The 14,567-nt window shown below is 67.5% G+C and carries 12 protein-coding genes; 10 read left to right on the top strand and 2 right to left on the bottom strand.

Annotation, left to right across the window (positions count from 1 at the left end; genetic code table 11):
* Positions 1 to 70: 70 nt before the first annotated feature.
* From AC5P76_RS06385 to AC5P76_RS06400, 4 genes are read left to right on the top strand one after another with little or no spacing between them, the layout of a single operon-like run.
* On the top strand, positions 71 to 1,477 hold the full coding sequence (locus AC5P76_RS06385; RefSeq protein WP_053517367.1) for a TolC family protein: 1,407 nt from the start codon (positions 71 to 73) through the stop codon (positions 1,475 to 1,477).
* A complete protein-coding gene (locus tag AC5P76_RS06390) occupies positions 1,470 to 2,480 on the top strand; it encodes an HlyD family secretion protein (protein ID WP_065174650.1) in 1,011 nt (336 codons plus the stop codon). Before AC5P76_RS06385 ends, AC5P76_RS06390 begins: the two co-directional genes overlap by 8 nt.
* Entirely contained in the window at positions 2,465 to 3,652 is a 1,188-nt protein-coding gene (locus tag AC5P76_RS06395) for an ABC transporter permease (protein WP_164150758.1), read from the top strand. Before AC5P76_RS06390 ends, AC5P76_RS06395 begins: the two co-directional genes overlap by 16 nt.
* Entirely contained in the window at positions 3,649 to 4,773 is a 1,125-nt protein-coding gene (locus tag AC5P76_RS06400; protein WP_164150756.1) for an ABC transporter permease, read from the top strand. The genes AC5P76_RS06395 and AC5P76_RS06400 overlap by 4 nt, the downstream gene beginning before the upstream one ends.
* Positions 4,774 to 4,839: 66 nt before the next feature.
* On the opposite strand, the gene AC5P76_RS06405 is transcribed toward AC5P76_RS06400, so the two are convergent.
* Positions 4,840 to 5,202 carry a glycine zipper 2TM domain-containing protein gene (locus AC5P76_RS06405; RefSeq protein WP_081284341.1) on the bottom strand — a complete coding sequence of 121 codons (363 nt, stop codon included), beginning with the start codon at positions 5,200 to 5,202 and terminating at the stop codon, positions 4,840 to 4,842.
* 292 nt (positions 5,203 to 5,494) lie between these two features.
* Between AC5P76_RS06405 and AC5P76_RS06410 the strand changes: the two genes are divergently transcribed.
* Positions 5,495 to 6,190 (top strand): response regulator transcription factor, encoded by a 696-nt coding sequence (locus AC5P76_RS06410; RefSeq protein ID WP_227255210.1) that lies wholly within the window; start codon positions 5,495 to 5,497, stop codon positions 6,188 to 6,190.
* On the opposite strand, the gene AC5P76_RS06415 is transcribed toward AC5P76_RS06410, so the two are convergent.
* Entirely contained in the window at positions 6,132 to 7,514 is a 1,383-nt protein-coding gene (locus tag AC5P76_RS06415) for a sensor histidine kinase (RefSeq protein ID WP_197571951.1), read from the bottom strand. The genes AC5P76_RS06410 and AC5P76_RS06415 overlap by 59 nt on opposite strands.
* A 202-nt stretch (positions 7,515 to 7,716) precedes the next feature.
* Here AC5P76_RS06415 and AC5P76_RS06420 point away from each other — a divergent pair, with 202 nt between their 5' ends.
* From AC5P76_RS06420 to AC5P76_RS06440, 5 genes are all read left to right on the top strand, one after another.
* Positions 7,717 to 10,008: an ESPR-type extended signal peptide-containing protein gene (locus AC5P76_RS06420; RefSeq protein WP_111185865.1), complete on the top strand. Its 2,292-nt coding sequence runs from the start codon at positions 7,717 to 7,719 to the stop codon at positions 10,006 to 10,008.
* 59 nt (positions 10,009 to 10,067) lie between these two features.
* Positions 10,068 to 11,945 (top strand): S8 family peptidase, encoded by a 1,878-nt coding sequence (locus AC5P76_RS06425; protein ID WP_495222704.1) that lies wholly within the window; start codon positions 10,068 to 10,070, stop codon positions 11,943 to 11,945.
* 51 nt (positions 11,946 to 11,996) lie between these two features.
* Positions 11,997 to 13,382 carry an EAL domain-containing protein gene (locus AC5P76_RS06430; protein WP_495222705.1) on the top strand — a complete coding sequence of 462 codons (1,386 nt, stop codon included), beginning with the start codon at positions 11,997 to 11,999 and terminating at the stop codon, positions 13,380 to 13,382.
* Positions 13,383 to 13,611: 229 nt separating this feature from the next.
* Positions 13,612 to 14,268: a chemotaxis protein CheW gene (locus AC5P76_RS06435; protein WP_253118968.1), complete on the top strand. Its 657-nt coding sequence runs from the start codon at positions 13,612 to 13,614 to the stop codon at positions 14,266 to 14,268.
* Positions 14,258 to 14,539 carry a hypothetical protein gene (locus tag AC5P76_RS06440; RefSeq protein WP_146256219.1) on the top strand — a complete coding sequence of 94 codons (282 nt, stop codon included), beginning with the start codon at positions 14,258 to 14,260 and terminating at the stop codon, positions 14,537 to 14,539. The genes AC5P76_RS06435 and AC5P76_RS06440 overlap by 11 nt, the downstream gene beginning before the upstream one ends.
* Positions 14,540 to 14,567 lie beyond the last annotated feature (28 nt).

Below are 14,567 nucleotides of genomic sequence, written 5' to 3' on the forward strand. Positions count from 1 at the left end.
CGATGACCGCAGACCCGGGCTTCACGCGCAGACCACTAACGTTTGCTCACTTCTTAACTACAGGAACGGCATGCGTGTGAGCCGCCCACGGACAAGGATGCGCAGCGCGATGGGCGTCGCCGGCATGGCCTTTGCGGCCTGCTTGCCCTTTGCCACGTCAGCGCAGGCCATCACCGATACACCGGCATTGGACTGGGAACAGGCGCGGCAGCGGTTGGAACAGGTTTCCGACGCGCTGGCCGCGGCCGACGCCGCCGTCCGCAACAAGCAGGATCTGCAGGAGGCCACGCGCCTTCTGCGCCTGCCGGAGATCACCGGCGAGGTCCGCCGCCTGCAGTTCCAGAAGACCCTGACCCTGCCACTGGGCTCGCTGGCACCGGTGGCCGAGGCCTTTGGCATCGATTCCCCCCTGTCGTTCACCGAACGCGACTGGCGCACCCGCCCGGTCGTCACCGCTGTGCTGCCGCTGTACACCGGTGGCGTCATTCCTGCCGCACAGCGTGCCGCCAGCGCAGCCCACGAGCAGGCCAGCGCGGAACGCGAAGCACAACGGCAGTCGTTGACCGTGCAGCTGGCCCAGGCCTACTTCGGCCAGCGCCTGGCCGAGCAGGCGGTGGACGTGCGTCGTGACGTCCGTGATGGCCTGGAACGCCACCTGGCCGATGCGCTGAAGCTGGAGCGCGAAGGCTTCGCCACCCGCGCGCAGCGACTGCAGGCCACCGTCGCGCGCGACAAGGCAGAGCGCGAGTACCAGAAGACCGTCAACGACCTGGCCACGTTGAAGGCCGCGCTGGCCACCCTGCTGCGCAGTGGCGGAGAGGTGCAGCCGGTATCACCCCTGTTCGTGCAGCGCGTGCCGCTGGAGCCGGCCGCCAGCTTCGAGCGCATCGCGCAGGCACGGCAACCCCAGATCGCACGGCTGCGGGCCATGGTGGCGCAGGCCGAACAGGGCGTGCGCGTACAACAGGCCAAGCTCAAGCCGCAGATATTCGCCTTTGGCCAGTACGACTTCCGTCGCCGCGACGAGATGCTGACCGATCCGGACTGGGCGTTCGGCATCGGCCTGAAGTACACCTTCCTGTCGCCGAACTCGCGACCGGCGCAGATCAGCGCGGCACGTGCGCAGCAGGAGCAGGCGGAAGCCGGACTGCGCGAAGCCGAGAACCAGGTCGCGCTCGGCGTGCGCAAAGCGTGGAACGAGCTGGAAACGGCACGCCAGCAGTTCGTGCTGCTCGACAGCAGCATCGCCCAGGCACAGGAGAACCTGCGCCTGCAGGAGCTGGCATTCCGCGAGGGGCAGTCCACGTCGCTGGACGTCATCGATGCGCGGCTGGGTCTGGGAGGCGCTCGCGTGGAGCGTGCACAGGCCGCCTACCAGTACGATGTCGCGCTGGCACAGCTGCTGGAGATCAGTGGGCAGATGGACCGCTTCGAGGAATTCCGGCGTCGCGCAGACGAGGTGATCGACCATGAGTGACGTATTGCAGGATGAAGCGACACCACCAGGCAAGCGCCGGCTTGGCCGGATCCTGCTCGTGGTGCTGCTGGTAGTGGTGGCGCTGGGCCTGTGGCTCGCCTGGCGCAGCCCGGCCGACCAGATCCAGGGCATGGCCGACGCGGACACGATCAACGTCGCAGCGAAGATCACCGCCCGTGTCGCCGAGCTGAAGGTTCGCGAAGGCGACCGCGTGCAGGCCGGTCAGGTCGTGTTCCTGCTCGACAGCCCCGAAGTGACGGCGAAGGAACAGCAGGCACGCGGCGCTCTGGCCGCTGCGCAGGCGGTGGCCGACAAGGCTGCCGAAGGTGCGCGCAGTGAGGACATCCGTGCTGCCGAAGCCAATTGGAAGCGTGCCGAAGCCGGAGCAACGCTGGCCGAAGCCACCTACCGCCGCGTGCAGAACCTGTTCAACGAAGGGGTGATGACCCGGCAGAAGCGCGACGAAGCACTCGCCCAGTCCACCAGTTCGCGCGAGCTGGCCCGTGCCGCCCGTGCCCAGTACGACATGGCACTGGCCGGTGCGCGGGAGCAGGACAAGCGTGCCGCGCAGGGCCAGGTACAGCAGGCGCAGGGCGCCGTGGCCGAAGTGGATGCGGCCCGCGTCGAAGTGGAGGGCCGTGCACCGGTGGCCGGCGAGATCAACAAGCGCATGGCCGATCCCGGCGAGCTGGTACCCGCCGGCTATCCGGTATTCACCCTGGTCGACATCGACCGCATGTGGGTATCGATGAACCTGCGCGAATCACAGATGCAGGGCCTGAAGGTCGGCAGCACGCTGCGTGGCAGCGTGCCGGCCCTCGGTCAGGATAGCGAGTTCAAGGTCTACTTCATCAACCCGGCCGGCGACTATGCCACCTGGCGTACCACCCGGCAGTCGTCCGGCTACGATGTCCGCAGCTTCGAGGTGCGGGTGCGCCCGGTACGCCGCATCGAGGGCTTCCGCCCCGGCATGAGCGTGCTGTTCGCATGGCCCCAGCACTGAGCCCTGGTGGCAACGGCTTTGCTGCTGCCTGGCAGCGCGAGCTGCGGGGTCTTGGTGGCAACCGTGCCGACCTGGCGCTGGTCACGGTGCTGCCGCTGCTGATGCTGGTACTGATGGCCTGGATGTTCACGCCATCGGTCATGCGCGATGTACCCATCGCCGTGGTCGACCTCGATCACAGCAGCGACAGCCGGCAATTGCTGCGCATGCTCGATGCCAGCCCGGGGGTCCGCGTCGCCCGCCAGCCCGCCGACATGGACACCGCGCGCTCGCAGCTGCGCAGCCTGGAGGTGTTCGCAGTGGTGCTGGTGCCGCGCGACGTGACCCGTCAGGCCCTGCGCGGCCGCCAGGGCACGGTGTTCGCCTATTACAACGCCACCTACATGACCACCGGACAATCGGCCGCGCGCGATATCGCCGATGCGGTGTCGGCCTGGAATGCACGCATGCTGCGCGAGCGCATCGGCCTGCAGGTGGGGCCCGCAAAGCTGCGCGCCGCCCCGATCGCCGTGCAGTCCGACATCCTCTACAACCCGGCACGCAGTTATGAGCTGTTCCTGCTGCCGCTGATCTTCCCGGCCGTCCTGTCGCTGGTGCTGGCACTGGCCGTGGCCGGAAGCGTGGGCCGGGAAATCCGCGATGGCACGCTGCCGGCCTGGCTCGGTGACACCCCGTGGGCCTCGATCGCCGGCAAGCTCGCGCCCTACGTACTGTTGTTCGCGTTGTACGGCGCGCTGGGCGTCGGCTACCTCGCATGGCTGCGCGGGGACGGCATCGCCGGCAGTCTGCTCCTGCTGCTGGCTGCGCAGCCGGCGTTCTACCTGGCCACGGCCGCATATGCGCTGTTCTTCGTCGGCCTTGCCCGTGACATGGGTACCGCGCTGTCGGTGGTCGGCCTGACCATCGGCACCGCGCTGGCCTTCTCCAGTGCCACCTTCCCGGTACTGGATGGCCCGCTGTTCACCCGCATCTGGCACCAGCTGCTGCCACTCAGTGCGTACATCAAGGTGCAGACCGAGCAGCAGTTCGTCGGCGCACCGCTGTCCGTCTCGCTGTGGCCATTGGCCACGCTGGTGTTGATGTCGGTGGTGGCCGGCGGCATCGGCAGCCTGCGGTTGATCGCTTTCGGCCGCACCCCGGAGGCCGCGCGACCGGCCGGAGCCGACGCATGAGCACGGTCTGGCGCAGCCTGCGGCAGACCCTGCTGGCGGTGCTCGGCGACCGCTATGCCATCGTGGTGATGGTCGGTGCGGTCATCCTGTACTCGTTCTTCTATCCCGCCGCGTACCGCCACCAGGTGGCCGGCAATCTGCCGGTGCTGGTGGTCGATCAGGATCACAGTGCCACCAGCCGCGAACTGCTGCGCATCCTCGATGGCCTGCGCGTGGCGCGCGTGGTTGGCCAGCCGGCGGGCCTGGACAGCGCGCGCCGTCAGCTGGAAGCGGGGCATGCCGAAGGCATCGTGCTCATCCCCGCGAACCTGGAGCGCGACATCCTGCGTGGCCAGCCAGCCAAGCTGGTCCTGCTGGGCAATGGCGCCTACCTGGGACGCGCCAGCTGGGTGCTGGGCAGCATCGCCGATGCGCTGGGCACATTCGGCCGCGACGCCGCCGTGACCCAGGCCGCGTTCATGGGCGCGCCGCAGGCAGCGCCGGTCACGCTCGTGCAGCGGCCCCTGTACAACACGCAGGAAGGCTATGGCAGCGCCATCGTACCCGGCGTGGCCGAACTGATCGTGCACCAGACACTGCTGATGGGCATCGGGGTACTGCTGGGAGGGCGGCGTCTGGTGCTCGGCCGCCGGCTGCACTTCGATCTGCCGACCCTGGCAGGCATGGCGATGGGCTTCGGCCTGATCGGGCTGTTCGGCCTGTTCTACTACGCCGGCTTCACCGCCTGGGTACAGGACTACCCGCGCGGCGGAAATCCGCTGGGCCAGCTGCTGGGCGGCACGCTGTTCATTGCCGCCACCGTGGCCTTCGGGCTGTTCATCGGCAGCTTCTTCCGCACCCGCGAACGCGCCTTCCAGTACATCATCGCCACCTCCATTCCTCTGTTCTTCCTCGCCAACCTCTCCTGGCCGGCGGTGATGACGCCCCGCCCGCTGGTGTGGCTGGCGCAGCTGCTGCCGACCACCTCCGGCATCAATCTGATGGTGCGGTTGAACCAGATGGACGCACGCCTGGACGAAGTCAGCCGTGAACTTGCCACGCTCGCGGCGCTGCTGGTGATCTACGGCGGTCTTGCCATCTGGCGGCTGCATGGCAGGCCGTCGGGCGGGGTGCGCCCCTGAGCACAGACAAACGCCGGCACGGAGCCGGCGTTCGTTGCATCACTACGTGGAAGGGGAAAACGGCGATCAGCGGTAGACGCGCTCGCAGCGACGTTCCACCACCCGATCGCCGGTCTTCTGCTGGTGGTTGCCCTGGATCTGTCGTCCGGCGGCGCCGCCGGCGACTGCACCGGCGACGGTGGCGAGCTTCTTGCCATTGCCGCCGCCCACCTGGTTGCCCAGCAGGCCGCCCACCACCGCACCTGTGGCAGTACCGGCAATGCGGTTCGGATCGCGCGAGTTGCGCTGGACTTCAACGTTCCTGCATTCCACACGGCTGCCGTCGTTGAACTTGCGGCCTTCATCGCGGGGCCCGTAGGTCTGCGCACCCGCCATCGACGATGCCGCCATCAGGGTGCCCAGCACGAGCAGTCGGGTCGAGGTCTTCATGGCCAGCTCCTGTCTTCCGGGATGGGTCCAGTCTCCGCCTGCCGCTGGCAACTACGAGTGAAATCGGTGTCATCAGGACTTCATCGGCCATGCGTCGTTCATGAAGAGAACCGCGGCCATGGAACGATCCAGCGCCTGGCAGAGGCTTCCGTTCGGTCGCCGCGAAGGGAATCGGCCCCCTGCATCGGTGCGCCGACCCGCGCGGCCCCTCCCGGGGGCAGCGCGCATGCGGCTATGATCAACCGACAAAGGGCGCAGGCATCTGGACGTGGATGTGCAGGAATCAGAAAGCTTGAGGGTAGCGGTACTGGAGGACGAGCCTGCCCTGCGCGAGCGCATCATCCTGCCAGGCCTGGCGCGCTATGGATTCCTGGCGACCGGCTACGCCAGCGTCGCCGCCTTCCGCGCCGGAATGGAGAGACAGCCCGCCGACCTGCTCGTGCTCGACGTGAGCCTGCCTGACGGCGATGGCTTCAGCCTGGCGCGCGAAATGCGCCAACGACAACCGGGCCTCGGCGTCATCATGCTGACCAGCCTTGCCGATGTGAGTGATCGTATCCGCGGCCTGACCGAAGGTGCCGACGTGTATTTTTCCAAGCCGATCGAGATCGATCTGCTGGCGGCGGCACTGCACAGCCTGGCACGACGGATCGCCACGCCGGCAACAGCGAACCGGTCACTGCCCGGCTGGAGGATGAGTGAGGACCAATGGGGCCTGATCGCGCCCGACGGCACCTCGGCCGCGCTCACCCGCAGCGAGCGCAGCCTGTGCGCGGAACTGTTCCAGCACGCCGGAGCGCTGGTGTCACGCGAGCAGCTGATCCTGGCCATTGCAGATGATTCAGACGATTTCGATGCGCACCGGCTCGACGCCATGGTCTACCGGCTGCGCGTGAAGGCACGCAAGCGCTGTGGCATGGAACTGCCTCTTACGGTGGTTCATGGCCGGGGATACATGCTGAATCCTGCCGGGCGCACGGCAGGCTGATCAGGAACGTCGTTCCTTCGCCACAGATGCTCTCGACGCCGATGCCACCGCCGGCCTCTGTCACCAGCTCGTTCACGACCGCCAGCCCCAGTCCCGTGCCCGAATCCGCCGGCTTGGTGCTGAAGAAAGGTTCGAAGATCCGGGCCGCCACCTCGGCGCGCATGCCGCTGCCATTGTCACGCAGGTGGATGCGGACGCGATCTCCATCGCGGTCGATGTCGATCTCGAACCGCCCGTGATCGCTGAGCGCATCGCGGGCATTGGACGCGATGTTCAACAGCATCAGCTCGAACTGGCTGCGGTCCATCCGCACCGGCGCCGCTTCACCATCGCTGCGCACGGACAGTACGATCCCCGGCCCGAGCAACTGGCGCAGCATCGACTCAAGTTCCCGGACCGCCTGCGCGGCATCAAACACGACGGCCTGCTCGCCATCACGACGGCTGAAACGGAGCAGCCGCCGGCTGATGGCCATGCCACGCCGCGCGGTCTCCTCCACGTCTGACAGGTGGCCTTCAAGCTGCACCAGACGCTGCCGGCTGCCTTCGCCGTCGTCTTCATGCCGCTGGTTGGCGAAGCCGACGATCACCGCAAAGATGTTGTTGAAATCATGCGCCATGCCGCTGGCCATGCGTTCGGTGATCTCCTTCTTCTGCGCATGGATCAGCTGGGCATGGGTGCGCTCGCGTTCGCGCATCTCTTCGGCAAGTTGCCGCCCGCGCTCGTTCGACTCGCGCAGGCTTTCGCGCAGAGCCTGGGTCGTCCGGTCGATCAGCAGGGTGACCAGCAGGTAGGTGAACAGCAGTGGGGGCAGGTTGTAGAACGCACGCGCGGGAGCATCGGCGAAGACGCTCATCGCATCGCGTCCTGCACCCAGCACTACGCTGCCCACCAGGACCGCCAGCGTGGTCCACAGCGCGCCACGACCAAGCACCAGACCACTCAGCACGAGCACCAGCATCTGGGCGAGCTGGTCGGGCATCTGCCGTTGCAGGCCGTTCACGCCCAGATTGATCGTCGTGACCAGCAGCATGGCACCGATCAACAGCTTGACCGCCGCAGCGAACGCACCACGCCGCGTCAGTGCCAGTCCGATCCATGCGGCGGCGCCGATGGACAGGCTCATCGCCAACGAGGCATGCGTCGACCAGTGCACCTCGCTCGAGACCAGTTGGGACCAGGCCACGATCACCGCGAAGGCCAGGGTCGCCGGGATGGTCACCCCCAGGAACAGGAGCAGCAGCTGGATGACGCGCGCGTTGCGGCGGTCCACCGGGTCTTCGATCGGCGCCCGGTCCAGCCAGCGCAGGAATGAACGGAGCATGGGCGGCGTGAAGAGATGGCGAGAAACCGATCATATTTCTGTCAGGAGTTGCAGTCGACATGCCCCCTCGGTGGGCCTACGTTCATGTTGTCGGCGGGCGCCTACGCCACTGCCGTGACACGACGACTACACCGCCCCACTCGTCGACCCCCTGCGGGCAGCCACGACGAAGGGCCTGCACTCCAGATCGAGGATCAGAGCAATGAACCGGATTTACCGTATCGTGTGGAACGCCGCGCTGGGCCGGCAGGTGGTTGTGTCCGAAATCGCGTGCAGCCGGACGCGGTCCGGGCGCCGCCGTCAGGTCGCGGCGCTGCTGGCCACCGGCTCGCTGCTGGTGTCCTGCTCCGCCCTGGCCAGCGGGATCGTTACGGCGCTGGGCGTCGAGCAGGTGTCCGCGCCGGAGCAGATCGTGTACGCCGCCGATGTCGAGGCTGATCCAGTGCCCTACCTCGCCGCCACCGGCAGCGAGGACAGCAATGCCGGCGCCTACGCCGACGGCGACAACGCGCTGGCCGCAGGCGAGGCGAGCGCCGCGGTCGGGGAAGGCACGACCGCGCTTGGCGCCGGCAGCGTGGCCTACGCCAACCGCGCCACCGCGGTGGGCAATGAAGCGCTGGCCATCGCCGACTCGAGCACCGCGATCGGCGGCATGCTGGACATCGACTACCAGTCGCAGAACCCGTATGGCGTAGTGCTGTTCCAGCAGACCGCCGCCACTGGCGTGGCGTCCACGGCGCTGGGCGCCGGCGCGCAGGCCGAAGGTGACTTTGCCACTGCCGGGGGCGCCGGCGCCCTGGGCAGCGGCAAATCCAGCGTGGCGATCGGCGGCATTGCCGACGATCTGGAGGACCAGATCGGGGAAGGTTTTGCCGGCCAGCTGCTGCAGAACACGCAGGCCACCGGTCGCCTTTCCGTGGCCGTCGGCGGCGGCGCGCAGTCCACCGCCTATGCAGCCATCTCCCTGGGCGGGCTGGCCAGTGCCAGCGCTATCCGCTCCACCGCGATCGGCTACCGCGCGGTGGCCAGCGCATATGACGCCATGGCCGTCGGTGACCGGGCCCAGGCTCTGGGCGAGTTCTCCAATGCGTTCGGTTCGGGCGCACTGGCCCTGTACGACCTGACCGTGGCCGTGGGCAGCAATGCCCGGGCGGGCGCGCTCAACACCACGGCCCTGGGCGCCAACGCGCTGGCCCTGATCGAGGGCGCCACCGCAGTCGGTTATGGCGCCTGGGCCGCCGGCAAAGGCAGCGTGGTGGTCGGTGACGGCATGACCTGGAATGGCGATTTCTGGGGGGATACACCGCGGCTGTTCACCAACAGCGTGGCGATCGGCACGGATTCGGACGTGTGGGGCAGCGAGTCGGTGGCGATCGGCGGCGGCGCAACCGTGGGCGACCCGTCGTTCGTCGACGGCGTGACCCACCCCGTCGACCGCGCGGTGGCGCTCGGTGCAGGCTCTTACGCCGATCGTGACAACACCATCTCGGTGGGACGCGCAGGCAGCGAACGCCAGATCGTCAACGTGGCGGCCGGTACGGCGGCAACCGATGCGGTCAACAAGGCACAGCTGGATGCGGTGTCGGGTGCGCTCGGCAATTTCGCCGACAGTTTCGCAGCCATCGATGTGCAGATCGGCAGGCTGACCACCCGACTGGATGACATCGAGGCGGACGTCGGTGCAGGTCATGGCCGCAACGATCAGGTCGCCGTGGGAGGCGATTCCGCAGCCCAGGCGGGCGAAGGGACCAACGCCGTGGCAGTGGGATCCGGCGCGACCGCCAACGCCGACAACAGCGTGGCGCTGGGCGCCGGCGCCTACGCCCATGGACCCAACGACACGGCGTTGGGCGGCAACGCGCGGGTCAATGCCGACGGCAGCACGGCCGTCGGTGCCAACAGCCGCATCAGTGCCCAGGCCAGCAACGCCGTGGCCCTGGGTGAGTCGGCCTCCGTCAGCAGCGCTTCCGGCACCGCACTCGGCCAAGGTGCCAGCGTCACCGCCGACAACGCCGTCGCATTGGGGCGCGGCTCGGTCGCCGATCGCGCCGACACGGTGTCGGTCGGCGCCAGCGGTGCGGAGCGCCAGATCACCCATGTGGCCGCCGGTACCCAGGCGACCGATGCGGCGAACGTGGGCCAAGTCAATGCCGGTGTCAACGCGGCGAAATCCTATACCGATGCACGGTTCACCGCATTGAACGATTCCTTCGAAACCTATCGTACGGACGTGGACCGCCGCCTCAGCTCGGTCGATCGCCGCCTGGACCGCCAGGGCGCGATGAGCGCGGCGATGCTGAACATGGCGACCAACGCCGCAGGCACCCGCAGCGAACGCGGGCGCATCGCGGTCGGTGCGGGCTTCCAGAGCGGCGAGCAGGCGCTGTCGGTGGGCTATGCACGGAAGATCGGGGAACGCGGCTCCTTCAGTCTGGGCGGGGCCTTCAGTGGTGGCGAATCCTCCGCAGGTGTGGGCTTCGGCATCGACCTGTGACAGAGCGACACCGACCACTCCCGCTCCGACGCGCTTCACCCTTTCCCTGGAGACCCACCATGTCCATCCACACCTCACTGGCCGCTGCAATCGCTTCGGTGTTGATCAGCACCAGCGCCGCCCATGCCGCACCACGCCTGGATACCAGCAAGGTGATCAAGCGCAACGTGGCTGCCGCCCCATCGACCGCCCAGCCGTCGGTCGGCCAGCGCTTCATCGTCAAGACGACCGGCACCACCACCCAGTCACGCAGCCTGTTGACGCAGTCGCTCGCCAGCTCGGCGCAGCGTTCAGGCATCACCACGGCGGCTGCGGCGACGGCACGCGCAGCCGCCCGTCCGGCCGCCCGGGCCAGTGTCCTGCGCAACATGGCCGTACCTGGCTGGTACGTGGTGCAGACTTCACGCCGGCTCAACTCCGCCGAGACGGCAGCCTTCGTCCGCGAGCTGGCGGCCGAACCCGGCGTGACGTCGGTGGACGTGGACCGGCTCTACCAGGCGCTCGACACCGGGCGCGGCATGGTGCAGCCGAAACTGATCCCGAATGATCCTCAATATGCCCAGCTGCAGTGGAACTTCCACGATCAGACCGGTGGAGTACGCGCCGACCAGGCCTGGGACATCTCCACCGGCGCAGGCGTCGTGGTGGCGGTGATCGACACCGGCGTCGTGGAAAACACGCCCGACCTGAAGGACAACGTGCTGCCGGGCTATGACATGATCTCCGACCGCTTGATCTCCCGTCGCGACACCGACGCCCGCGTCGCCGGTGGCTGGGACCAGGGCGACTGGATGGAAGCCAATTACTGCACGGCGCTGGGCGCGCCTCCGCACGCCGCCCGCGACAGCTCCTGGCACGGCACCCACGTCTCCGGTACCGTCGCGCAGCAGACCAACAACGGTGTCGGTCTGGCCGGCCTGGCCCACAACGCCAGGATTCTGCCGGTGCGTGTGCTGGGTTCGTGTGGCGGGTACGGCAGCGACATTGCCGATGGCATGTTGTGGGCGGTCGGTGCGACCGTTGCCGGCCTGCCGGTCAATGCCAATCCGGCAGAAGTGCTCAACATGAGCCTGGGCAGCAATGGGCCCGACGCCTGCCCGCAGATCTACCAGGACGCCATCGACGAAGTGAACCGACGCGGTGCGATGGTGGTGGTGGCAGCCGGCAACTCCAACGCCGATGCCGGCACCTACACGATGTCCTCCTGCAAGGATGTGATCAGCGTCGGCGCCACGCGTGTCACCGGCGGCAAGGCCAGCTACTCCAGCTGGGGCAACCGGGTGGATCTGTCCGCGCCAGGTGGCGGTGGAGGTGTTGATGGAGACCCGAACGGCTACATCTTCCAGATCGTCAACACGGGCACCACCCGCCCCACGACCGAGTTCGGCATCGGGGGATATACCGGCACCTCGATGGCATCGCCCCATGTGGCCGCGGCGGCAGCGCTGGTCCAGAGCGTGGCCACCACGCCGCTGCGCTGGGACCAGATGCGGGACCTGCTGAAATCCACTGCGCGTCCTTTCCCGGCCAGCATTCCCACCAGCACACCGATGGGCGCGGGAATCCTCGACGCCAATGCACTGGTAACCGCCGCGACCACCGAACCCTGCGATCCCACCGTCGAGAGCTGCACCCCGCCGAATGTGGAACTGAGCAATGCAGTCGAACTGCGCGGGCTGTCAAGCACCTCCGCAGAGCGGACCTACAGTTTCACCGCCCGGGCCGGCACACCGTTGACCATCATGACGCTGGGCGGCAAAGGCGACGTATCGCTGTATGTAGCGGCGCAGCGCGTCCCCAGTGCTTCCGATTACGATGCGAAATCAACCCGACCGACCAATTCGGAGTCGGTGCGGATCGGCTCGCCCTCGGCGGTCACCTACATGATCCGCCTCACGGGAACATATTCCGGGTTGACCCTGGTAGCCCGGCAGTAAGCCTCAAGGGCGGCGCCACTGCGCGCCGCCCGCGATGCCCGGGGTCCTTCGATGGATAGCCTGCCCAGGAAACTCTCCTTGACTGATCGGCGCACGTTGCCGTCCCTCATCGGGGCGGTGACACGCCCCCTGCGGCCGCATGCGTTGTCCAGCCGCCACGGGACCTCCAGCGGGCTGCTGGACAGACATACCTTCACGATCGACTACACCACACGATCACCCCGGTTACCGGGCCGATCGCCCGTCGCCGTCCTCGTCGATGTCCTTGACCTGCCGAATGCCGAGCCCTGTCAGGCCTTCGGCATGGCCTCGCTGGAGACGCGGGTCAGGCAGGACGCAGCACGCATCGAGGCCGCCCTGGACGGCCAGGCGGACGTCCACCATATGGGCGGCAGCCGTTTCGCCTTCATCGTGGAGCTGCCCACCCGTGACGCCGTCGAGCGCCTGGTGGAAGCGCTGCACCTGCGCCTGACGCAGCCCAGGGAGGGTGCAGCGCAGCCCCTCCGGCCTCTCGTCCACGTCGGCCTCTGCCAGGCCGAAACCGGCAAGGACAGCGCCGACGACATCATCCGCGGGATGTTCGTGGGACTTCACTGGGCAGTGTCCAGCCAGGTCACCTACTGCTGGTACTCCGCCCCCCGCGATGAAAGTCTGCGGCGCGAGTATTACCTGCTTGCCGGCGCCCGCGACGGCCTGCGCCACGACGAATTCCATCTGCTCTACCAGCCTCGTTTCCGCGGGTCTGATCTCAGTGCGGTGTCAGCGGAGGCGCTGATCCGCTGGGATCATCCTCGGCTTGGCCCGGTCAGCCCTGCCGAATTCATCCCGGTATTCGAACGTAACGCACTGATGGAGAAGGTCACGGAGTGGGTCGTCGACCGAGCGCTGGAGCAGCTGTCATGCTGGAGACGCGACGGCATCACGCTGGGCCTGTCGATCAATCTGTCTGCACGGAATGTGGCCCGTGCCGGCATGGCCGATGCGCTGGTCGCCAGGATCCATGCCGAGGGGCTGCGCTGCAGCGACCTCGAGATCGAGATCACCGAAGGAGAATGGTTGCGGGTGAACTCCGTGCCCGGCGAGCAGCTCAGGCGGATGGCATCGGCGGGAATCCGCCTGGCATTGGACGACTTCGGCAGCGGCTACAGCAACTTCGCCTACCTGACCGAACTGCCGATCCACACGCTGAAGCTGGACAAATCGCTGATTGATGGAATCTCGACCGACACGCGGGCCCGCCTGAAAGTCCGTGCCATCATCGGCCTGGCCCATGATCTGGGCTACACCGCCGTCGCTGAGGGGGCTGAAACCGCCGACCAGGTCACCACGCTGCGGGAGCTCGGATGCGACCAGATCCAGGGCTTTGCATTGTGCAGGCCCATCAGTGCGACCGAACTGACCGATAGACTCACTGTTGCACCCCACCTGCTCGAATGAGCCAGGCCTGCACCCGCGGATGGACTGCGCGGCGTGCGTTTGATCCCTTCATGGAAGCCGCCGAGAATCCCGGGGCAGTTGCCTGCTCCTGATCCATCCGAGAAGTCTGCCAGTGGCCAACACAGGTTCCTTTCTGCTTCGCCTTGTTCAGGGAGACCTGACCACTGAAGGAGCGCTGACACGCCTGCACGCAGTGCAAGCAACATGCCGTGCATGCAACCACACCTCGATGCTGAAGGCGGGCGCAGGCCTGACCGATCTGCGCGGCGCAGGGATCCTGGTCTGCCCCTGCTGCCACAACCGGCAGGCGGTCAGCCGCATGCGCTTCGAGGAGTTCGTCAAGCGGTTGCCCCGCGCGGATGCCATCGACCACAGTGCCCTCCCGCTTGCCGCCGCTCCCGCGCACCACGCGTCACCGCAGCCGTTCCTGGAACTGGTGGTTGTTCGTGCCGGTGCGGCGCTGTTCGGGATCGATGTTGAATCGGCGGTGGAAATACGTGGTCCGGAGGCTCTGACCCGGGGTACGGACGGCCTGTCCAGCGTGTCCGTACGCGGGCAGACGGTGCCCGTCGTGGATCTTGGCCTTGTCACGGGCGGCACCCGCTGCGGTGCCCGCTGCCCGGCGATGCTGCTGGTGCAGGCCGGCGTCCAGCTTGTCGCCCTGGCGCTTGACCAGGTGCTCACCATCGAGAGTGTCCCGCTCGGCCACGTCCACCCCATCAGCAACGATGGGCAGGGATTGCCGCTCTGCAGCCACCGGGTCTGCCTGGCATCCAACCAGGAGGTTGCCCTCATTGATCCGAGTGTCGCTCTCACTCTCCAGCGGCGGCTCGCAGGTTCGCGGACCGATGCAGCGATCTTCCCCGGGAGGTCCGATGAACACTGAGACGCGGGATGCCTTGCTGCGCCTCCAGGGGGCCATGAACCGGATGCATGTCCGTGTGGCGGCACTGGAAGCGGCCACCGTTCTTCTGCTCCGCACGAACGCAGGCAATCTGGACGCGGCCGATGAATTCGAACGCAGCATCCGCCACTACCTCAGCGGCATGGACCTGCACCGGGAACACGTTTTTGCATTCGAGCAGATCGTCGAGCCTTGGCTCGGCATCCTGCGGGATCCGCTGGCCGGCATTCGCTCCCCTCCCCCCTCGGCCTGAACCGAAGGAGTGTGCGACTCACCCCTGC

This window comes from Stenotrophomonas sp. YJH_SMC_36, assembly GCF_059369935.1.

Coding starts and splice junctions, on each gene's coding strand:
- AC5P76_RS06435 (WP_253118968.1), top strand. CDS start 13,612: ATGCTGAAGGCGGGCGCAGGCCTGACCGATCTGCGCGGCGCAGGGATC.
- AC5P76_RS06405 (WP_081284341.1), bottom strand. CDS start 5,202: ATGAAGACCTCGACCCGACTGCTCGTGCTGGGCACCCTGATGGCGGCA.
- AC5P76_RS06425 (WP_495222704.1), top strand. CDS start 10,068: ATGTCCATCCACACCTCACTGGCCGCTGCAATCGCTTCGGTGTTGATC.
- AC5P76_RS06390 (WP_065174650.1), top strand. CDS start 1,470: ATGAGTGACGTATTGCAGGATGAAGCGACACCACCAGGCAAGCGCCGG.
- AC5P76_RS06395 (WP_164150758.1), top strand. CDS start 2,465: ATGGCCCCAGCACTGAGCCCTGGTGGCAACGGCTTTGCTGCTGCCTGG.
- AC5P76_RS06385 (WP_053517367.1), top strand. CDS start 71: ATGCGTGTGAGCCGCCCACGGACAAGGATGCGCAGCGCGATGGGCGTC.
- AC5P76_RS06420 (WP_111185865.1), top strand. CDS start 7,717: ATGAACCGGATTTACCGTATCGTGTGGAACGCCGCGCTGGGCCGGCAG.
- AC5P76_RS06430 (WP_495222705.1), top strand. CDS start 11,997: ATGGATAGCCTGCCCAGGAAACTCTCCTTGACTGATCGGCGCACGTTG.
- AC5P76_RS06415 (WP_197571951.1), bottom strand. CDS start 7,514: ATGCTCCGTTCATTCCTGCGCTGGCTGGACCGGGCGCCGATCGAAGAC.
- AC5P76_RS06440 (WP_146256219.1), top strand. CDS start 14,258: ATGAACACTGAGACGCGGGATGCCTTGCTGCGCCTCCAGGGGGCCATG.
- AC5P76_RS06400 (WP_164150756.1), top strand. CDS start 3,649: ATGAGCACGGTCTGGCGCAGCCTGCGGCAGACCCTGCTGGCGGTGCTC.